Origin of the sequence: Bradyrhizobium sp. U87765 SZCCT0048 (genome assembly GCF_018131225.1) — a bacterium.
GTDB lineage: Bacteria > Pseudomonadota > Alphaproteobacteria > Rhizobiales > Xanthobacteraceae > Bradyrhizobium_A.
Map to the genome: position 1 here is coordinate 2,568,000 of NZ_JAFCMM010000001.1, position 20,421 is coordinate 2,588,420.

The 20,421-nt window shown below is 66.3% G+C and carries 18 protein-coding genes; 5 read left to right on the forward strand and 13 right to left on the reverse strand.

Annotated elements, in window-relative coordinates; all coding sequences use genetic code 11:
• Positions 1-28 precede the first annotated feature (28 nt).
• Complete coding sequence (locus JQ639_RS11325) at positions 29-802, reverse strand: ferredoxin--NADP reductase (protein WP_211966194.1); 774 nt, start codon at positions 800-802, stop codon at positions 29-31.
• 311 nt (positions 803-1,113) lie between these two features.
• Between JQ639_RS11325 and JQ639_RS11330 the strand changes: the two genes are divergently transcribed.
• Complete coding sequence (locus JQ639_RS11330) at positions 1,114-2,310, forward strand: amidohydrolase family protein (RefSeq protein WP_211966195.1); 1,197 nt, start codon at positions 1,114-1,116, stop codon at positions 2,308-2,310.
• A 69-nt stretch (positions 2,311-2,379) separates the two neighbouring features.
• On the opposite strand, the gene JQ639_RS11335 is transcribed toward JQ639_RS11330, so the two are convergent.
• From JQ639_RS11335 to JQ639_RS11385, 11 genes are all read right to left on the reverse strand, one after another.
• On the reverse strand, positions 2,380-4,062 hold the full coding sequence (locus JQ639_RS11335) for a peptidase domain-containing ABC transporter (protein WP_211966196.1): 1,683 nt from the start codon (positions 4,060-4,062) through the stop codon (positions 2,380-2,382).
• A 170-nt stretch (positions 4,063-4,232) separates the two neighbouring features.
• Complete coding sequence (locus tag JQ639_RS11340; RefSeq protein WP_211966197.1) at positions 4,233-4,682, reverse strand: MarR family winged helix-turn-helix transcriptional regulator; 450 nt, start codon at positions 4,680-4,682, stop codon at positions 4,233-4,235.
• A gap of 91 nt (positions 4,683-4,773) precedes the next feature.
• The gene (locus tag JQ639_RS11345) at positions 4,774-5,496 is read right to left on the reverse strand and encodes an ABC transporter ATP-binding protein (protein ID WP_211966198.1); all 723 of its coding nucleotides are present in this window, start codon (positions 5,494-5,496) and stop codon (positions 4,774-4,776) included.
• Complete coding sequence (locus JQ639_RS11350) at positions 5,493-6,272, reverse strand: ABC transporter ATP-binding protein (protein ID WP_211966199.1); 780 nt, start codon at positions 6,270-6,272, stop codon at positions 5,493-5,495. Before JQ639_RS11350 ends, JQ639_RS11345 begins: the two co-directional genes overlap by 4 nt.
• Complete coding sequence (locus JQ639_RS11355) at positions 6,269-8,164, reverse strand: ABC transporter permease (protein ID WP_211966200.1); 1,896 nt, start codon at positions 8,162-8,164, stop codon at positions 6,269-6,271. The genes JQ639_RS11350 and JQ639_RS11355 overlap by 4 nt, the downstream gene beginning before the upstream one ends.
• A gap of 93 nt (positions 8,165-8,257) precedes the next feature.
• On the reverse strand, positions 8,258-9,490 hold the full coding sequence (locus JQ639_RS11360) for an ABC transporter substrate-binding protein (protein WP_211966201.1): 1,233 nt from the start codon (positions 9,488-9,490) through the stop codon (positions 8,258-8,260).
• A gap of 97 nt (positions 9,491-9,587) precedes the next feature.
• Positions 9,588-10,172 carry an amino acid synthesis family protein gene (locus tag JQ639_RS11365; RefSeq protein ID WP_211966202.1) on the reverse strand — a complete coding sequence of 195 codons (585 nt, stop codon included), beginning with the start codon at positions 10,170-10,172 and terminating at the stop codon, positions 9,588-9,590.
• Entirely contained in the window at positions 10,169-10,753 is a 585-nt protein-coding gene (locus JQ639_RS11370; protein WP_211966203.1) for an amino acid synthesis family protein, read from the reverse strand. Before JQ639_RS11370 ends, JQ639_RS11365 begins: the two co-directional genes overlap by 4 nt.
• Positions 10,746-11,675 (reverse strand): UPF0280 family protein, encoded by a 930-nt coding sequence (locus JQ639_RS11375; RefSeq protein WP_211966577.1) that lies wholly within the window; start codon positions 11,673-11,675, stop codon positions 10,746-10,748. Before JQ639_RS11375 ends, JQ639_RS11370 begins: the two co-directional genes overlap by 8 nt.
• Positions 11,675-13,162 carry a 6-hydroxynicotinate reductase gene (locus JQ639_RS11380; protein ID WP_211966204.1) on the reverse strand — a complete coding sequence of 496 codons (1,488 nt, stop codon included), beginning with the start codon at positions 13,160-13,162 and terminating at the stop codon, positions 11,675-11,677. Before JQ639_RS11380 ends, JQ639_RS11375 begins: the two co-directional genes overlap by 1 nt.
• 274 nt (positions 13,163-13,436) lie before the next feature.
• Positions 13,437-14,468, reverse strand: a complete 1,032-nt coding sequence (locus tag JQ639_RS11385) for an L-idonate 5-dehydrogenase (RefSeq protein ID WP_211966205.1) — start codon at positions 14,466-14,468, stop codon at positions 13,437-13,439.
• Positions 14,469-14,668: 200 nt separating this feature from the next.
• Here JQ639_RS11385 and JQ639_RS11390 point away from each other — a divergent pair, with 200 nt between their 5' ends.
• From JQ639_RS11390 to JQ639_RS11400, 3 genes are all read left to right on the forward strand, one after another.
• Positions 14,669-15,436, forward strand: coding sequence for an SDR family oxidoreductase (locus tag JQ639_RS11390; RefSeq protein WP_211966578.1), 768 nt, complete (start codon positions 14,669-14,671; stop codon positions 15,434-15,436).
• Positions 15,437-15,671: 235 nt separating this feature from the next.
• Complete coding sequence (locus tag JQ639_RS11395) at positions 15,672-16,145, forward strand: (2Fe-2S)-binding protein (protein WP_211966206.1); 474 nt, start codon at positions 15,672-15,674, stop codon at positions 16,143-16,145.
• Positions 16,146-16,150: 5 nt separating this feature from the next.
• Positions 16,151-19,711: a molybdopterin cofactor-binding domain-containing protein gene (locus tag JQ639_RS11400; RefSeq protein ID WP_211966207.1), complete on the forward strand. Its 3,561-nt coding sequence runs from the start codon at positions 16,151-16,153 to the stop codon at positions 19,709-19,711.
• A 12-nt stretch (positions 19,712-19,723) separates the two neighbouring features.
• Here the strand turns inward: JQ639_RS11400 and JQ639_RS11405 are convergent, their stop codons facing one another.
• Entirely contained in the window at positions 19,724-19,954 is a 231-nt protein-coding gene (locus JQ639_RS11405; RefSeq protein WP_211966208.1) for a DUF6489 family protein, read from the reverse strand.
• A gap of 159 nt (positions 19,955-20,113) precedes the next feature.
• On the opposite strand from JQ639_RS11405, the gene JQ639_RS11410 reads away from it, so the two are divergent.
• Complete coding sequence (locus JQ639_RS11410) at positions 20,114-20,413, forward strand: putative quinol monooxygenase (protein WP_211966209.1); 300 nt, start codon at positions 20,114-20,116, stop codon at positions 20,411-20,413.
• Positions 20,414-20,421 lie beyond the last annotated feature (8 nt).

A 20,421-nucleotide genomic window follows, 5' to 3' on the forward strand; every position in this document is an offset into this window, starting at 1 on the left:
GCTTTTGAAAGGATCGATGTCGGAGCGATCAGCGCTCGGCGAACGCCTTCTCGACCACGAACTGGCCGGGCTCGCCATGATTGCCCTCGACGAAGCCGCGCCGCTCGAGCAGTTCCTTGGTATCCACCAGCAGCGCCGGGCTGCCGCAGATCATGACGCGGTCATGCTCCGCCTCGAGATCGGCGACGCCGATGTCCTGGAACAGCTTGCCGGTTTCCATCAGGTCGGTGATGCGGCCGCGGTTGCGGAACGGGTCGCGCGTCACGGTCGGGTAATAGATCAGCTGGTTACGCACCATCTCGCCGAGCAGTTCGTCCTGCGGCAGCTTCTCGGTGATCATCTCGCCATAGGCGAGTTCCTTGACGTGACGGCAGCCGTGCAGCAGCACGACCTTCTCGAAGCGCTCGTAGGTCTCCGGATCCTTGATCACGCTGAGGAACGGCGCGAGGCCAGTGCCGGTACCAACGAGGTAGAGGTTGCGGCCATTGTGCAGGTTGTCGATCACCAGCGTGCCCGTCGCCTTGCGGCTGACAATGATGGAATCGCCTTCCTTGAGATGCTGCAGGCGCGAGGTCAGCGGACCGTCCGGCACCTTGATCGAGAAGAACTCGAGCTCTTCCTCGTAGTTCGCGCTGGCGACGCTGTAGGCGCGCAGCAGCGGCTTCTCGTTGACCTTCAGGCCGATCATCGTGAATTCGCCGTTGCGAAAGCGGAACGAAGGATCGCGGGTCGTCCGGAAACTGAACAGGGTATCCGTCCAGTGATGGACGCTGAGAACGCTTTCCTGATTGAAGTTGCTCATCGCACGTGATCCGTCGTTCGCCAGACTGTGGCTGAAATTCTGCGAATTTCAGTTTGGGGAGGCTGGAGGTTGAACTTGTCTCGGCAATTCGTTTGTGTACTAATGATTACGCCGGCCCAGCCCGACCGTCAAGACGGTCCGAGGGCAAGATTTATCTAGGAGATTTTGGGCTCAAAAGGAACGCGCTGCGCCGCAACAAAATTCTCTTTTTCAACGCGTTAGGGTTATTCTGGTTCTAAAAACAGCCCCAAAGGGGAAAGTGGCTCCAAGGGGTACAAAACGAGCACAAAAGGCACAAAGGAACGACCGCCATGGCCCACGATGAACCCCAGGCAACCGGCCCGACCAAGCTGGTGATCCGTAACATCGGCCTCCTGCTCAGCGGAGATCTCGACAAGCCGATCCTCGATGCCGACACCATCGTGGCCGAGAATGGCCGCATCAGTGCCGTCGGCCGGGCCAAGGATGTCGACACCGAAGGCGCCACAACCGTCATCGATGCCAACGGCACCGCGGTGACGCCGGGTCTGATCGACAGCCATGTGCATCCCGTGGCCGGTGACTGGACGCCGCGCCAGAACCAGATCGGCTGGATCGACAGCTTCCTCAACGGCGGCGTCACCACCATGATTTCCGCGGGCGAGGTCCACATGCCGGGCCGCCCGCGCGATGTCACCGGCGTCAAGGCGATGGCGATCTTCGCCCAGCGCGCGTTCGACGCCTTTCGCCCCGGCGGCGTCAAGGTGCACGCCGGCGCCCCGGTAATCGAGCCGGGCATGACCGAAGAGGATTTCAAGGAACTCGCCGCCGCCGGCGTCAAGCTGCTCGGCGAGGTCGGCCTCGGCGGTGTCAAGGACGGCACCACCGCCAGGCAGATGGTGGCGTGGGCGCGCAAGTACGGCATCCAGAGCACCATCCACACCGGCGGCCCGTCGATCCCCGGCTCCGGCCTGATCGGCGCCGACGTCGTTCTCGAAGCCGACACCGACGTCGTCGGCCACATCAACGGCGGCCACACGGCGCTGCCCGACGGCGAGATCCGCTGCATCTGCGAGGGCTGCAAGCGCGGCCTCGAGCTCGTGCACAACGGCAACGAGCGCGCCGCGCTCTACACCCTGCGCGTCGCCAAGGAGATGGGCGATCTCCATCGCGTCATCCTCGGCACCGACGCGCCGGCCGGTTCCGGCGTGCAGCCGCTCGGCATCCTGCGCATGGTTTCGCTGCTGTCGTCGCTCGGCGACGTCGCCGCGGAAACCGCCTTCTGCTTCGCCACCGGCAACACCGCACGGATGCGCACGCTCGACTGCGGCCTGATCGAAGTCGGCCGCGCCGCTGATTTCGTCATCATGGACAAGGCCCAGCACTCCGCCGGCAAGAACCTTCTCGACAGCGTGCAGCTCGGCGACCTGCCCGGCATCGGCATGACCATCATCGACGGCATCGTGCGCACCCAGCGCAGCCGCAACACACCGCCGGCGACCAAGGTGCCGACGATCGTTCACGCCTGAGACGATCCACATCCCGTGCGTTCCGGCCATCCACCCAGTCAGCCGGAACGCGGACCGACCCCAGGACGATCAGACCGAGACGGCCTCCACCGAGCGTGCATAGTCGGCCCACAGCGAGGCGTATTCCGGCGTCCGGGCGAGCAGTTGCTCATGGCGGCCGTCGCCAACCAATCGGCCTTGGTCCAGCACCAAAATGCGGTCGGCGCCGCGGGTAGCGGCAAGATGGTGCGACACCAGGATCAGCAACCGCTCGCGCCCCCAGGCGGCAAGCCGCTGTTCGAGCGCCACCGCCGCCTCGGCGTCGAGGAACGCAGTCGGCTCGTCGAGCAGGGCGAGCGCGGGATCCCGTACCACCGCCCGCGCGATCGCGAGACGCTGACGCTGGCCGCCCGACAGCGAGCGGCCACCCTCGTTGAGCTCGCTGTCCATCCCTTTCGGCAAGGCCTCGACAAACCCGGCTGCGCCGGCGAAGTGCAGCGCTTCGTGCAATCCGGCGTCATCATGACGCCTGCCCGATGCGGCGATGGCCTCGCGGATGGTGCCAGAGAACAGCATCGTCTCCTGATCGACTACACCGAAGCGGCCGCGCAACCAGCGCGGATCGTAGTGGCGCAGGTCGTGACCGAAGACCTCGACGCGTCCGTCGTAGCCGCCGAGCAATCCCAGCAGAATCCGGACGAGGGTCGACTTGCCTGAGCCGTTGCGGCCGACCAGCGCCACCACGCCGCGCGCCGGCAACGCCACATTGATGTCGTCGAGCGCCGGACGGCTGGCGTCGGGATAGGTCAGCGACACCCCGGACAGCACGATGCCGCCATTGCCGAACGCGCGGCGCGGCGGATCGATCATGGCGCGCTCGCGCGGCTCGGACACGAAGCTGCGGATCCGCTCAAGCGCGACCGCCGCCTCCTGATAGCTGCGATAGAGATCGCCCGCCGACAAAAGCGGTCCGGTGATGCGGCCAGCAAGCAGCTGCAGCGCCAGCAGCTCTCCGACGGTCAGATGCCCCTGGAACATGCGCCAGCAGCCCAGCCCGACGACAAGCAGCGTCAGACCGCGCGACACCACCTGGGAACGCAGTTGAAAGCCGCGGTTGAGGTCCATCAGCAGCGCCAGCTTGGCCAGCATGGCCCTGGTCATGACGTCCCAGCGGCGCATGCGGCCGCCTTCGAGCGCCTGCGCCTTGATGGTGGCGATGCCATTGACGCTTTCCGACAGCACGTTCTGGCGCGTGCCGATGCTGCCGTAAAACTCGTCGGCTGCCCGGTGCAGCGGGCCGAGTTGCGAGCGCATCAGCATCAGCAGCCCTGGCACGATCGCGACGAAGACCAGGCCAATCAGTGGATCGTAGGCGATCATCAGCACCAGCGCGACGATCGCTCCGCCGGTGTCGAAGACGACATGCGGAACGCGATACAGCACGAAGTCGCGGATCTTGGTCGCCTGCTGAAAGTGGTTGAGGATGTCGCCGCTGCGGAAATCACCACCATCGATGCGGGCCCGCATCAGGTGCGCGAAGGTGCGCCGCGACAGCCGCTGATCGAGGAACACGACAAGGCCGGTCATCAGCTTCTGCCGCCACGACGACAGCGCCGCCTCGACCACGACCGACGCCCCCGCCAGCAGCCCGAGGCCGGCCAACGCCCACTCGGCATGGCCGGTGACGATGGCGTCGACCGCTTTCTGGGTGCTGACGGGAAACACCAGCGCCGCCGCGTAGATCACACAGGTCATCGCCAGGACGGCGGCCACCTGCCAGCGCCTTAGCATCAAGATACCGCCGACCCAGTGCCACCCGAACCGCGTTTCGTCAGTCGCCGGCCGCTGCGCCATATCTGCCCCTCCCCTGAAGCGGGCGGTGCACTAAGCGTCCCGGTCCGGCGATATTGTGGCCGGCGCGAACGGCCAAGCAAATAAGGGGATCAGCGCAACTGCGACAGCAGCGCCAGCAGCGTCTCGCGATCCCGCGGCGACAGCGGCCCAAGCGTCGTGTCGCTGATGGCGATCGCATTCGGCAGCGCCTTCTCCGCGGCAAGCTGTCCGGCCTTGGTCAGGCGGACAAGAAGCCGGCGGCCGTCATCCGGGTCGGCGCCGGTCTCGGTAAGTCCACGCGCGGTGAGACGGTCGATGACGCCCTTGATGGTGGCGACATCCATGGCGGTGAGGCGCCCCAGCTGGTTCTGCGAGATCGGCCCGACCTCGAGCAGCTTGACCAGCGCCGCCCACTGGGTTGGGGTCAGCCCACCGCCGATATGCTCAGCGAAGATCGTAGAGTGGCGCTGCGACACCTGGCGGAGAATGAAACCGATCTGCTCTTCCAGCACATAGGGCAGCGGCTTGCGCTGAGGTTTCGGCGACGCGGCCTTGTTCATGACGGCTCCCCCCGCAAAACGGATCGCTGCCGGGCACAGCGACTATGGTATTTATAGCGCCGGCCCGCTCGTTCGCCAATCGACGCGGCCGTCAGACCGCGAGATAGGCATCGCGAATGTCGGGACGTGAATCGAGCTCGGCCATGGTGCCGCTGAAGCAGATCCGGCCGCGCTCGATGATGTAGGCGCGGTCCGAAATCAAGCGCGCAAAGTGCAGGTTCTGCTCCGACACCAGGATGCTGACGCCCTCCTGCTTCATGGTGAGAATCGCGCTCGCCATCTGCTCGACGATCTTGGGCGACAGCCCCTCCGACGGCTCATCCAGCAGGATCAGCGAGGGATTGCCCATCAGCGTGCGGGCAATGGTCAGCATCTGCTGTTCGCCGCCGCTCATGCGCCCACCCGGACGGCCGCGCATCTCACCGAGATTGGGAAACAGAGAAAACAATTTCTCCTGCGTCCAGCGCGGTGCGTTGGGACGCGCCGGCTGGCGGCCGACCTCAAGATTTTCCTCGACGGTCAGGTCGGTGAAGATGCGGCGTTCCTCCGGAACATAACCAAGGCCGCCGCGCACGATGGCATGGGTCGGCTTGTCGGAGACGTCACGGCCCTCGAACACGATCTGGCCGCGGCGCTGGTTGACGAGCCCGACGATCGAGCGAAATGTCGTCGACTTGCCTGCGCCATTGCGGCCGAGCAGCGCCACCACCTCGCCGCCGCTGACCTCGAGCCCGACATCGAACAGGATGTGCGCGGGACCGTAGAAGCTGTTGAGCCCGGAAACCTGAAGTTTTGCGCCCTGAGCGGTCGTCATGCCGGAACTCCTGCGTGGCCGGCTTCGTACAGCAGCCCTTCGCCGAGATAGATCGCGCGCACCTGCGGATCGTTGCGCACCGCTTCGGGCGAGCCCTCCGCGATCAGCGTGCCGCGGTTGAGCACCAGCACGCGGTCGGAATGCTCGAACACCACGTCCATGTCATGTTCGGTGAACAGCACGCCGATCTGCTTCTCGCGCGCGATGCGCGCGGTCAGCCGCATCAGTTCGACCCGCTCCTTGGGCGCCATGCCCGCGGTCGGCTCGTCCATCAGCAGGATTTTCGGGGAATTGGCGAGCGCGATCGCCAGCTCCAGACGCTTGAGATCACCATAGGCCAGCTCGCCGCAGGGGCGATCGCCATAGGCGCCCATGCCGACAAGGTCGAGCAAGGCGTCGGCATCGGCGCGCGCGAACTTCGGCATCGACAGCCACATGTTGAACAGCTTCGAGGCATGGGACGACAACGCCACCTGAACGTTCTCCCGCACCGTCATGGTCGGGAACGTCGCGGTGATCTGGAAGGTCCGCCCGACCCCGAGCCGCCATACCGCGCGCGGCGCACGGCCCGTCGTCTCCTGGCCAAGCAGCGTGATGCGCCCGGCATCCGGCGGGATCTGGCCGTTGAGCATGTTGAAACAGGTGGTCTTGCCGGCACCGTTCGGACCGATCAGGGCAAGGATCTCGCCCGCGGCGACTTCGAAAGAAACACCGCGGACCGCATGCACGCCGCCATAGGACTTGGTCAGGCCTTCGACCGTGAGGATGGTGGTCATTCGGCGCTCCCCAGCTTCGGTGCGGCGCTGAGCGCCGACGGCTTGCCAAGGGTGCGAGACCGCCAGCGGTCGCGCACGCTCTCCATGATGCCGACGATACCCTTGGGGAAGGCCACCACCAGCAGCACGATGACGCCGCCGAGCACAAGCTTGGACTGGTCGCTTTGACTCACCAGCCAGATGTTGAGCGCTTTGAACACCACGGCGCCCACGACCGCGCCGGAGATCGTCTCGACGCCGCCGAGCAGCACCATCACCAGCGCGTCGACCGACAGCGAGATACCGAGGCTGTCGGGGAACACGCTGCCCTTGAGATAGGCGAACAGCGCGCCACCGATCGCAGCGGTCGTGCCCGCGATGACAAAGGCGAGCCACTGGATACGCTTGCCGTCGATGCCGATCGACTCGCTGCGCAGCATCGAATCGCGCGTCGCACGCAGCGCGTAACCGAAGGGCGAGAACACCAGAACCCGCAGGCCGACGACGACACAGGTCGCGATCGCCAGCGACAGCCAGTAGAACCGCGCGGGCGTCGCGACCCAGGCCGCGGGCCAGACGCCCAGCAAACCGTTATCGCCACCGGTGACCCCGACCCATTGGAACGCGATCGACCACACGATCTGCGCGAAGGCGAGAGTCAGCATGGCGAAATACACGCCTGAGAGCTGCACGGCAAAGAAGCCGAAGATCACCGCCCCCGCGAGCCCGAGCAACGGCCCGAGCATGAGGCAGGCGATCATCGGCAGTCCCGCGAGTTTGGCAAGAAACGCAACACCATAGGAGCCGAGGCCGAAATATGCGGCGTGACCGAACGAGGCCAGACCGCCGACCGACATCAGGAAGTGCAGGCTGGCAGCGAAGATGATGTAGATGACGATCTCTGCCCCCACCGTCAGCGAATAGGTGCCGCCGACCAGCGGCAGCGCCGCAGCGGCGATCAGCACCGCGAGCGATGCCAGCCGCTCGTGGGTGGTGAGCGGCTGCCATGGCCGCACGGCGAGGCCCGGCGTGCGCCGCGCCGGCGCCTCCGGCTTGCCGAACAGGCCCCACGGCCGCACGATCAGCACCGCGGCCATCACCAGGAAGACGAGAATGATGGAGATCTTCGGGAAGATCAGGATGCCGAACGCATTCAGCTCGGACACCAGCACCGCGGCGACGAACGCGCCGGTGATGCTGCCGAGGCCGCCGATCACCACCACCACGAATACGTCGACGATGATGCGCAGGTCCATGGTGTGGTTGACGGCATCGCGCGACAGCTGCAGCGCGCCGCCGAGCGCGGCGAGAAAGACGCCGACCGCGAACACGCTGGTGAACAACCATTTCTGGTTGACGCCGAGCGCTGCGACCATGTCGCGATCCTGCGTCGCGGCGCGCACCAGCACGCCCCAGCGGGTGCGGTGGAACAGCAGCCACAGCGCGCCGAGCACCACCGGGCCGATCACCATCAGGAAGACGTCGTAGGACGGCAGTGCCTGGCCGAATACGTCGATGGCGCCCTTGAGGCCGGGCGCACGGCGGCCGAGAAGATCGTCCGGCCCCCAGATCATGACCACGAGATCCTCGACCATCAGCGTCAGGCCGAAGGTCGCGAGCAACTGAAAAAGCTCCGGCGACTTGTAGATCCGGCGCAGCAGCAAGACCTCGACGACGACGCCGACCGCGGCGATGATCAGCGCCGCCAGCACGATGCCGCCCCAGAAGCCGACAGCCCCCGACAGCCGTTCGGTCAGCGTAAACGCGACGTAGGCGCCGAGCATATAGAACGCGCCGTGCGCGAAGTTGACGATGCGCGTCACGCCGAAAATGATCGACAGGCCGGAGGCGACGAGAAACAGCGATGCCGCGCTCGCAAGGCCTGTCAGGAACTGGACGACATAAAAGCTCATCTCACATCCGCGTCGAATGGTCGTGAATCGCCCGAGGCGGGAGTGCCTGGGGACGATCGCGGCGGCAGGCCGCCGCGATCCCTGTCTTCAGCGTCAGTCCTTCGGGCGCACCTTGGCGACCTCTTCAAGGCTCGGCAGGAAGTCGGCGCCGTCGCGGTAGACCGAACCGACCATCACGCCCTTGCCGTCCTTGACCGAGGTCTTGCCGACATAGGCGCCGAGGGTCGATTGATGGTCTTCCTTGCGGTAGGTGATCTCGCCGAACGGCGATGCCAGCTTGATGCCTTCGGCCGCGGCAATCAGTTTGTCCGCGTCGGAGGAGTCCGCCTTGGCGAGGATCGCCGCCGCAGACTTGATCAGCTCATAGCCAACCACAGAGCCGAGGCGCGGATAGTCGTTGTACTTGGCCTGGTAGGCCTTGAGGAACGCGGCATGCTCCGGCGTCTTGATGTCGTACCAGGGATAGCCGGTGACGATCCAGCCTTCCGGCGTCTCGTCCTTGAGCGGATCGAGGTACTCGGGCTCGCCGGTCAGGAAGCTGACCACCGCGCGATCCTTGAACAGGCCGCGGGTGTTGCCTTCGCGCACGAACTTGACGAGGTCCGGACCGAAGGTGACGTTGAGGATGGCTTCCGGCTTGTCGGCGGCGAGCGCCTGCACCACCGGGCCGGCGTCGATCTTGCCCTGGGGCGGCCACTGCTCGCTGACCCACTGGATGTCCGGGCGCTTCTTCGACAGCAGCGCCTTGAACACCGCGACCGCAGACTGCCCGTACTCGTAATTCGGCGCGACGGTGGCCCAGCGCTTGGCCGGCAGCTTCGCTGCCTCGTCCGCCAGCATCGCCGCCTGCATGTAGTTCGACGGCCGGAGACGGAACGTATAGCGGTTGCCGCTCGCCATGGTGACGGCGTCGGTCAACGGCTCGCCGGCGAGGAAGAATACCTTCTTCTGCTTGGCGAAGTCGCTGACGGCAAGACCGATGTTGGAGAAGAACGTGCCGGAGATCATGGCGACGCCTTCGCTGGCGACCAGCTCGTTGGCCGCCGTCACGGCGTCGGCCGGCTTGCCATTATCATCCTTGGAGATGACGACCAGCTTCTTGCCCTTGATGCCGCCGGCGGCATTGATCTCCTCGACCGCGAGCTGCCAGCCCTTGCGGTAGGGATCGGTGAAGGACGGCAGCGCGGAGTAGCTGTTGATTTCGCCGATCTTGATCTCGCCATCCGCGCGCGCTGCGGTGGAGAGGCCCGATAGCGCCAGACCGAGCGCTGCGGCCGCGAGCCCCATGACCGGCCCCGCAGCGAAGAGACGTGTGCGTCGTTGCATGTAGTCCTCCAGTGTTTGCGAAGGCTCGACCGGCCCTCGTTCGATTGTGATCGTCCCTTTTTCGTCCGGCGCTGTCATCCGTTTCTTTCAGCTGAGATCAGCGCAGGCCGTCGTCTCCCTTGACCTCTGCAACTGTCAGGCCACCGACACGCGGCAAAGGCCGGCCGCTGTCGGTCACCGCGACCGCGACCATGATCTCGTTGGCACGCGGTGCGTCGTTGATCTGGACCTCCATGCCGTCGAAGTGGCTGCGCACGAAGGCCGCGTCCTTGTGGCCGAGCGGAATGTCCAGCACGGCGCCGAGACCACCGCGCTTTTTCGACGACGGGATCAGCGCTGCGCCCTTGCCGAGGACCTTGCGCACCGGTGCGCCCATCTTCGGGTGCAGCAGCGCGGCGGCATGTTCGAGCTCGCCGTTCTCGCCGACCGCAGCGGCCTTGCCATAGCTCTGTGCCCGCGGCCCCTCGATGCCGAGCGCCGCGACCGCCCTCTCCGCGAGCAGGCCGCCCAGTTCCTCGCCAATCTCGATCAGCGGCGACAGATCCTCGACATAACGCCCGGCGAACGGGTTCTCGATCACCGCGATCGCCGCGGCACGACGGGTCGGCGGATTGACGTCGCGGCCGCCTTCCTGGCGGGTTTCCTCGACGACGGTGACGATCTTGCGAATGACGGCCTTCATCGCAATCCATCCTCTCCCTTGATGTCGCTGGCCTTGAGCCCCCCGACCCGGGCGTGAACACGCGAGCCGGTGGTCATGACAAGAGCGAGCAGCATTTCGTCGGCCCGCGGCGCATCCGCGATACCGACCTCCATGGCGTCGAAATGCGAGCGCACATAGGAGGCGTTGATATGGGTCACCGGCACGTCGAGTCGCGCGCCCGGCCCCGCCACCTTCTTGGCCGAAGGAACGATGGCCTTGGCCTCGCCGAGCGCGTGACGCATGGCGTAACCGCCGGGCACATGCCACAGCGCGCCGTGTTCGAGCTCGCCGGCCGAACCGACGATCGCCCCCTTGCCGTAGCCCTGAATCAGCTGGGGATCGCCGCCGAGCGCCTTGAGCAGCGCACCCGCCATGTCGACGCCGAGCGGGTTGAGATCGTCCATGAAGCCGGAGATGTCCTCGACATACCGCCCGGCGAACGGATTGCGGATGACGGCGAGCGCCGCACCGCGGCGCAGCGGCACCGCGACCGGCTTGCCGCCCTCGTGAAAGATCTCCTCGACCTGGATCAGGCGCTTGCGGATGACGACATCAGGCATTGATCAGACTTTCCTGGTGATCAGAATCAGTAGGGGCCGACGCCACCAGCGCCGGCGCGGAATGACCGGACAGCGCCGTTGCGATGCCCGCAAGCCGTGTCGCGCCCTGCAGCCGCAAGGCCACGCCATGGATCAGGCCGCGCGCGAGCAATCGCTCGGCCATCGCGACGCCGGCGTCAAGCGCCGCATCGACGTCGAACGAAGCCAGCGACGCAACGTCGCGGGTGACAAGGCGATCCCCGAGATCGCTGTCGGGCTGCAGTTCGCATGCCGGCGCACGCACCACGGCCGGATGCCCGGGAAGATCGACGGCGTTGGCCACGATAGTGGCGGCCGCATCGGCCTGTGCGGCGGTGGCGGCGAGAATGGTAACGGCGTCGGCGATGCCCAGCGAGAAGCTGCGGCCGCGCCGGCCGGAAGTCGCAACGCCACGCACCGGCTGCTGCGCATCGATGGTCGCCGAGCCAATCAACGCCGGCGCATCCGGACGATCGACGAGGCCAACGGTGAAGCGCTGGCCCGGCGCGAGATGCAGCGCGATGTCGCCGCCGTTGTTGACGTAGGCGCGCGCGAGCGGCGCGGCCTGCGTCATTGCAGTGAGAATCTCCTCGGCCACGGCACCAGCGACCGCCGCCATTGGCGTGATGAACTGAGCAGCCGCAAACGGCGCCACGGCCTCATGCATCCGGCGGGCGATATGACCGTTCAGCGCCGTCTCGCCGGCGCGCGCCGGCCGGCGCAAGTCGGCGAGCTCGACGCAAAGTTCGTCGAGCACGCCCGCGAAGCGCTTCACCGCCGCCGCGTACGCGGCCTCGACATGATAATCGGCGCCGAACGCCTGGATGACGAGATCGATCGGCCCGTCCTGCAGGTGAAGGCGCCGGCCATCTGCCAAAAACCTGACCTGCGGGACGCGCGCCATCATCCGCGAACCTCTTTCGTCGAGGCTTCGGCGGGCGGCCCCTGCCGCAGCACTTCCGTGGTATCTTTCAGACCCGACAGCGGCTGGACATGATCCATGTGGCCGCCGAGCGCCGCATAGTCCGACAGCCGCATGGTGAACTCGATCGGCGCGACCAGCGCCGGGGTCGGCACATAGCCGAACGCCCCCTGCGGCATCTGCGTGACGTCGACCATGAAGGTGATGCCGCCGCCGGGCCAGACATAGACCGGCGCGCCGCCGCTGGTGACGTTGGTGAGCGCATCCTTGACCGAGCGTGTCAGCCGCACCGGGTTGTCGGTGACGCCGGCACGCAGCGAGCCGCCCGCGCCACCCATGAACAGCACCGTGCACAGCGCCGGCTCGCAGTTCTCCTGAATGCGCTCGACCGAGAGCTGCAGCTCCGGCGGCAGGTCCTTTGCCACCGGCTTAAGAGCTTCGTCGAGCTCGAAATAGGCGTAGTGCTCGCCGGTGGTGCTGACCATCAGCATGCGCAGGCCCGCCTTCGCCTGCTTCGGATCGAACGGCCCGAGGATCGACAGCGGATCGGAGATGTTGGTACCGCCCCAGCCGGTGCCGGGCTCGGCGACCTGAAAATAGCGGCCGGGCGTCGAGCGACGCCCCTTCATCTTGATGCCGGTGTCGGGGATATCCAGCAGCTTGCCGGCCTGATGTTCCGACAGCACACCGGTGATGTGATCGTCGACCACGACGACCTCATCGACCTTGCCATGCCACTGCTTGGCGAACATGCCGATGGTCGCCGAGCCGCAGCCGACCCGCATGCGCTCTTCCTTGACGCCGTTGACGATCGGCGGCTGCCCGGCCTGCACCACCACCGTGGCGCCGCCGTCGATGGTCAATTCCACCGCCTTGCCGTTCGACAGGTCCATCAGAGTATCGCAGGTGACGCGGCCCTCCTTCTTGGAGCCGCCGGTGAGATGATGCACGCCGCCGAGGGACAGCATCTGCGAGCCATATTCGCTGGTCATGACGTGGCCGACGGCCTCCCCCTCGGCGCGCACCAGCGCGGTCTCCGGGCCGAGATAGCGATCGGTATCGATCTTCACCTTGACGCCGCAATAGCTGAAGATGCCCTCGGTGACGACGGTCACCATGTCGACGCCGTCGACCTCCGACGACACGATGAACGGCGCAGGCTTGTAATCGGGATAGGTCGTGCCGGCGCCGATCGCGGTGACGAACACCTTGTCCTTGCTGACGAGATCGCCGTCCCAGTCGCCGACCTTCTGGAACGGCACGATCTGGCCACCATGGGATACGGTGCGCTCCAGCACCACATGAGGATCGACCCGCACCAGCTCGCCGGCATGATTGGCGTAACGGTCACATGCGCCGGTCGCACCATCCTTGATGTAACACATCACCGGACAGGCATCGCAGCGGATCTTGTCGGCGGGCTGCGGCGACGCGCCGGCGCTCGCTTCCGTGGGTGCATCGTTCAGCATGGGCTTTTCCAACTTCGCACCGTTCAATCACGCAGCCGGTGCCAGGAGCGCATGACGACGACCGATCCAGGGCACCACTTACGCTTCTTCATTCGTATACGAACGATCTTGCGCGGGGTCCTTCAGGCTGTCAAGCGCCAGCACGACGCCCCGGCGGCGATTGCAAAATAATCCTGCAATTGCCTCATCGCGATGTCGTTAATTTGTGCAAAGCAGCAACCGGAAACGTCGCTGCGTTTCAGGATCGGTTTCCTGCCAGGCCGAAAAATGCAGATCAAAATCCGATCTGCACCTTCATTGACTGGCTGCGGTCGCCTGCGATCTCGAACGCCTGCACCGCATCCTCGAGCGGATAGACGCCGGTGAGCAGCGGTGCGACGTCGAGCCGGCGCTGGTTGAGCAGGTCGACCGCAAGGCCAAACTCTTCATGGAAGCGGAAGGTGCCGCGCATCTCGATCTCCTTCGCCACCACGACGTTCTGCGGAATCGCGATGTCGCCGCCAAGACCCAACTGCACGAATACGCCGCGCGGCCTGATGACGTCGAGCGCACCGCGCACCGCACGCTCATTGCCGGACGCCTCGAACACCACGTCGAACGATCCCTTGTTGACGTTGTAGGCGGCGAGCGCCGCGCTGTCGGCAGCAACATTGATGGTACGGTCGGCGCCGACCGCGCGCGCCTTGTCCAGCACCGCATCCATCACGTCAGTGGCAACAATCTCGCGGGCGCCATGGGCGCGGGCCGCCAGGATGCACAGCGCGCCGATCGGACCGCATCCGGTGATCAGTACACGCTTGCCAAGCAGCGAGCCCGCACGGTTGACCGCATGCAACGTGACCGCGAGCGGCTCGGCGAACGCCGCCTGATTAGCGGTGACATGCTCGGCGACCCTGTGACACTGCCAGCTCTCCGCCACCAGCCGCTGACGGAACGCACCCTGGATGTGTGGCATCGGCATCGCGCTGCCATAGAAGCGCATGTTGAGGCAGTGGTTTTGCAACCCCTGCTGACAATACTGACAGTGGCCGCACGGCCGGCTCGGCGACACCGCGACGCGATCGCCAACCGATAGTCCCGTCACATCGCGGCCGAGCGCAACGATCCGCCCTGCGACCTCATGTCCGAGGATCATCGGTTCGCGCACCCGCACCGTGCCGAAACCGCCGTGATTGTAGTAGTGCAGATCCGATCCGCAAATACCGCCGGCCTCGATCGCGACTTCGACCTGCCCCGGCCCCATCGCCTCCACATCACGCGTCTCGATCCGCAGATCCTTCGCCGCATGGATGACGATCGTCTTCATGGTTTCCTCCGGCCGCTCATGCGATCAGTTGTATTTCTCACGACACGCACACCATCGAACCAGATTGTGGGACGCGATGTTCGGCGCAACGCCTGCTTTGCCTCCGGATTATGTTGCCGATAACATGATCGTCAATAGTTGCGGATGCATCTTGCTGCCAGCGCCTGGCGCGCAGCCATCAGGGGAGAAACAAGGTGGGTGTGAAAACGTCATTGTTCGATTTGAGTGGATCACGCGCGCTGGTCACCGGATCGAGCCAGGGCATCGGGCTCGCGCTCGCGCGCGGGCTCGCTGACCATGGCGCTGCCGTCGTGCTCAACGGCCGCGACGCGGCCAAGCTCACTCATGCGGCACAGGTGCTGCGCGCCGACGGACATACGGTCGAAATCGCGGCATTCGACGTGACGAAGGCCGACGATGTGACGCGCGGCGTCGTCGAGGTCGAAGCCCGCATCGGAGCCATCGACATCCTCGTCAACAACGCCGGCATGCAGTTCCGCACCCCGCTGGAGGACTTCCCTCTCGATCGCTGGGAGGAACTACTGCGCACCAACATCTCGTCCGTGTTCTTCACCGGGCAGGCGGTCGCCCGTCACATGATCAAGCGCGGCCGCGGCAAGATCATCAACATCGCCTCGGTGCAGAGCGAGCTCGCGCGCCCCGGCATCGCGCCGTACACCGCGACCAAGGGGGCGGTGCGCAACCTGACACGCGGCATGTGCGCGGACTGGGCACAGCACGGTCTGCAGATCAACGCCATCGCGCCGGGATACTTCAAGACCCCCCTCAATCAGGCGCTGGTCGACAATCCCGAGTTCTCCGCCTGGCTTGCCAAGCGCACGCCGGCCGGACGCTGGGGCAATGTCGAAGAGCTGGTCGGCGCCGCGGTATTCCTCGCCGGCCCGGCGTCGTCGTTCGTCAATGGCCATACCCTCTATGTCGACGGCGGCATCACCACCTGCCTGTGAAACATGCGCCGTTCGCACATCTCCTGATCATCGTCGCTTGCGGCCGCGGCATTGATGCCGCACGCTTGTGCTGACGTGGCTCTGGCGCGCGTACGGTCATTCGGGGACATAAGGGCGTCCACGAGATCAAGGAGACGCCACCACTAGCGCGCAGCGTTTATGTTTGTATACTAACGGTCGTGAGTGTCGCGTTGCAGCGCAACGGACACGGGAGGCTCACGGGGCGCAAGGCACGATGCAGGACACCATCCGCCTGACGGTCAACGGCTGCGAGCACGACGTGCCGGCCGCGCCGGATACGCCGTTGCTGTATGTGCTGCGCAACGACCTCGCGCTCAACAGTCCGAAATACGGCTGTGGCCTCGGTGAGTGCGGCGCCTGCACGGTGCTGATCGACGGCGTTGCCGCCCGCTCCTGCGTCGTTGCGGCGGGCCATTGCACCTCCCGTGACATCATCACCCTCGAAGGGCTGGGGACGCGCACCGCCCCCGACGTCGTGCAGCAGGCGTTCATCGCCGAGCAGGCTGCCCAGTGTGGCTACTGCCTCAACGGCATGATCATGACGGCGCGCGCGCTGCTCAACCGCACGCCGAACCCGACCGAGACGGAAGTGCGCGAGGCGCTGCGCTATAACCTGTGCCGCTGCGGCACCCATGTCGAGATCGTTCGCGCGGTGCTGCGCGCCGGACAGCTGCAGAGCGGGACCTGACCAGCATGGCGACGCACACCGGCGATCAGGCCTCCTCTCTCCTCGACGGTACGCTGTCGATCGTCCGCACCACCGCCGCCGGCGCGGTCGAGACCTTCATCACCCTCGCGGCCGATGGCACGATCACCGCCTTCAACGGCCATGTCGATCTCGGCACCGGCATTCGCACCGCGCTGGCGCAGATCGTCGCCGAGGAGCTCGACGTCGCCGTCGCGCGCGTCACCATGGTGCTCGGTGACACCTCGCGCACCCCCAACCAGGGCGCCACCATCGCCAGCGAGACCATCCAGATCACTGCGATCCCGCTGCGCAGGGCCGCGGCCCAGGCGCGGCAGGTACTGTTGACGCGCGCCGCCGCGCGCTTCGAGCTGTCGCCCGGCGAACTGACTGTCGAAGACGGCCTGATCCGCGGCCACAACAACAGCATCAGCTATGGCGAACTGATCGCCGGCGAGCACATCCGGCTCGAACTCGACAACGATAGCCCCGTCAAGGCGGTGGAGACCTACAGCATCGTCGGCCAGCCGGTCGCGCGGGTCGATATCCCGGCCAAGGTGACGGGCGAATGGGTCTACGTCCATGACGTGCGCGTGCCCGGCATGCTGCACGGCCGCGTGGTGCGCCCGCCCTATGCCGGGCTCGACGCCGGCGAATTCGTCGGTACCAGCCTGCTCGCCGTCGACGAGACTTCGATCCGGCATCTTCCGGGCATCGTGGCCGTGGTGCGGATCGCCGACTTTGTCGGCGTCGTCGCCGAGCGCGAGGAAAACGCGATCAAGGCCGCCGAGCAGCTCGAGGTGAGCTGGAAACCCCTGCCGGCCGCACCCAACCTCGACGATATTCCCAACGCCCTGCGCGCCAATCCCTCGACGCCGCGCACGCTGCTCGACAAGGGCGACGTGCAAGCTGCGATGGCGTCGGCCACCAGGCCGATGCCCCGCACGTATGTCTGGCCCTACCACATGCACGGCTCGATCGGGCCGTCCTGTGCCGTCGCAGATGTTCAGAACGGCAATACCCGCGTGTGGTCGGGCACGCAGAACCCGCACATCCTGCGCGCCGATCTCGCTCTGCTGCTCGGGCAGCCGGAGCAGGAGATCGACGTCATCCGCATGGAGGCGGCCGGCTGCTACGGCCGCAACTGCGCCGACGATGTCGCGGCGGACGCGGTATTGCTGTCGCGCGCGGTCGGCCGGCCGGTGCGGGTGCAACTCACCCGTGCGCAGGAGCATGCGTGGGAGCCGAAAGGCACCGCGCAGCTGATGGAGGTCAATGGCGGCCTCGATGCCGACGGCGGCGTCGCCGCGTACGATTTTTCGACGCGCTATCCGTCGAACGGCGCGCCGACGCTGGCCCTGCTGCTGACCGGCACCATTCCGCCGCAGCCGGCGGTGTTCGAAATGGGCGACCGCACCGCGATCCCGCCCTACGACTACGATAACAGCCGCGTGACGGTGCACGACATGCCGCCGATCATGCGTGCGTCCTGGATGCGCGGCGTCTCGGCGCTACCCAACACCTTTGCCCACGAGTCCTACATCGACGAACTCGCGACCGAGGCGGGCGTCGATCCCATCGCATACCGCCTGCGCTACTTGAAGGATCCGCGCGCGGTCGACCTTGTCAAGGCCGTGGCCAAACGCGCCAACTGGGTGCCGCGGCCGCAATGGACGCCGCCCGAGCCGGACGGCGACGTGGTGCGGGGCCGTGGCTTTGCCTACGCGCTCTACGTCCACAGCAAGTTTCCCGGTTACGGCGCTGCGTGGTCGGCCTGGATCGCCGATGTCGCCGTCAACAAGACCACCGGCGACGTCAGCGTGGTGCGGGTCGTCGCCGGCCAGGACTCCGGACTGATGATCAATCCGGACGGCGTCCGGCACCAGATCCACGGCAACGTCATCCAGTCGACCAGCCGTGCGCTCAAGGAAGAGGTGTCGTTCGACCGCGTCGGCGTCGCCAGCAAGGAATGGGGCGCCTATCCGCTGATCACCTTCCCCGAGGTGCCCGAGATCGACGTGCTGATGCTGCCGCGTCCGGATCAGCCGCCGCTCGGGGTCGGCGAATCCGCCTCGGTGCCGAGCGCCGCGGCGATCGCCAACGCGATCTTCGACGCCACCGGCGTGCGCTTCCGCGAGCCACCATTCACGCCGGAGCGGATTCTCAGAGGGCTCTATGGCGACACTCCGCCGCCTCAGCCCACGGCGTCGCTCGCAGGTCTACCGCCGGCGGCCCTCGCCGCGCCGAAGGACAAAGGCCCCGCCAACCCGTTCGCGCGCCGCCGCGGCGTCATCGGCAGCATCGCCGCCGCCTGCACCGCCGCCATCGGCGTCGCCACGGCGTTCCTGGCATGGACGCCGGCGATCGCGCCGATCGCCCGGCCCGACGCCTCGGTTTATTCGGCGGCGACCATTGCCCGCGGCGAGCAACTCGCCGCGCTCGGCGCCTGCGCCGTGTGTCACACGGGGCCCGGCGGCGCGATCAATGCCGGTGGCCATGCGCTGGAAACGCCGTTCGGCACCGTCTACAGCACCAACATCACTCCCGATGTCGAGACGGGCATCGGCACCTGGTCCTATCCAGCATTCGCCCGCGCGATGCGCGAGGGCATCCACCGCGACGGGCGGCGGCTCTATCCCGCGTTCCCCTACAACCATTTCGCCAGGACCAGCGACGCCGACCTGCAGGCGCTGTACGCCTATCTGATGGCCCAGCCTGCGGTCCGGGCGCAGGCGCCGGAGACCAAGCTCGCCTTCCCGTTCAGCGTCCGTCCCCTGCTCGCCGGCTGGAATGCACTGTTTCACGATAGCACCGCGTTCATGCCGAAGCCGGACCGGTCCGTGCAATGGAATCGCGGCGCCTATCTCGTGGAAGGTCTCGGACACTGCGCCGCCTGCCACTCGCCGCGCAATGCGCTCGGCGCCGAGCGCACGCATGCGTATCTCGCCGGCGGCGTCGCCGAGGGCTGGGAAGCGCCGGCGCTGACATCGCTGTCGCACGCGCCGATCCCCTGGAGCGAAGACGAGCTCTACGCCTACCTGCGCACCGGCGCGTCGCGCCACCACGGCGTCGCCGCCGGCCCGATGGCACCCGTGGTGAAAGAGCTGGCTGTGCTGCCCGACGCCGACATCCGCGCGATGGCAGTCTACCTCGCCTCGTTCAACGACACGACGCCGACATCGCAGGAGCTGAATGCACGCGCCGCTGCGCTGGAAACCGCGACCGCCGCATCGGCGCTGTCGGGCGGATCGACGGGCGCGCGCATCTATCAGGGCGCCTGTGCGGTCTGCCATCAGGTCGGCGGGCCACCGCTGTTCGGCGCCCGGCCATCGCTGGCGCTCAACAGCAACGTCCACAGCACGATGCCGGACAATCTGATCCAGGTGATCCTGCATGGCATCGCCGAGCCGGCACACCGCGATCTCGGCACCATGCCGGCGTTCGCCGATCATCTCAACGACGCACAGGTCGCCGAACTCGTCGGCTTCCTGCGCCGCCAGTTCGCCCCCGACAAGCCGAAATGGCAAAACGTCGAGGCGGCGGTGGCGCGGCTGCGGCGCGCGCCGTGACGGGGAGCCGGCTTATTTGGCCTTGCCGGCTCCGAACGCCATCTTGAACATATCCTGAAACTGCTCGGGCGCGAATGACATCCAGCTGCGCAGCATGGCATCCGGTGTCATCTTGCCGAGATTCTCCAGCATCTGCTGTTCGAGCTGCTTCATGACGTTCTCCTGCATCGGCTGGACGTTGGGCAGCCCCATGAACTCCCGCGCCTCGAGCGGCGTGCAGTCGATATTGACGGTCACTTTCATGGCCTCACCCTTTGTCCCCGACGAGAAGAAGCGCCCCGAAGCATCTGCTGCACCGATTGTGATCACAAACCGGTGTCCGCTTTGTACAAGACGCTGTGGCCAGCTAATCTGATTGACTGACGGAATTCAAGCAACGGCGGCTGAGGCAGGGGCGCGGCGATGATCATGGTCACGGGCACGGTGCTGGCGGAGGAGGAGACGTTCGACGAGGTGGTGGCGCTCAGTCTCGCGCATGTTCAACGTTCGCGCGGCGAGCCGGGTTGCCTCGCCCATGCGGTCCACATCGACTGCGAGAACCCGCTGCGGCTGGTGTTCGTCGAACAATGGGAAGATCAGGACGCGCTGGCTGCCCATTTCCAGAAGGCCGAATCGCGGGCCTTCGTACGGGCCTTGCGCGACCTCCTGGCCGAGCCGGCGGCGATCGAGATTTATCGCGCGGAACCATTGCAAATGGGCTGAAAATAGTC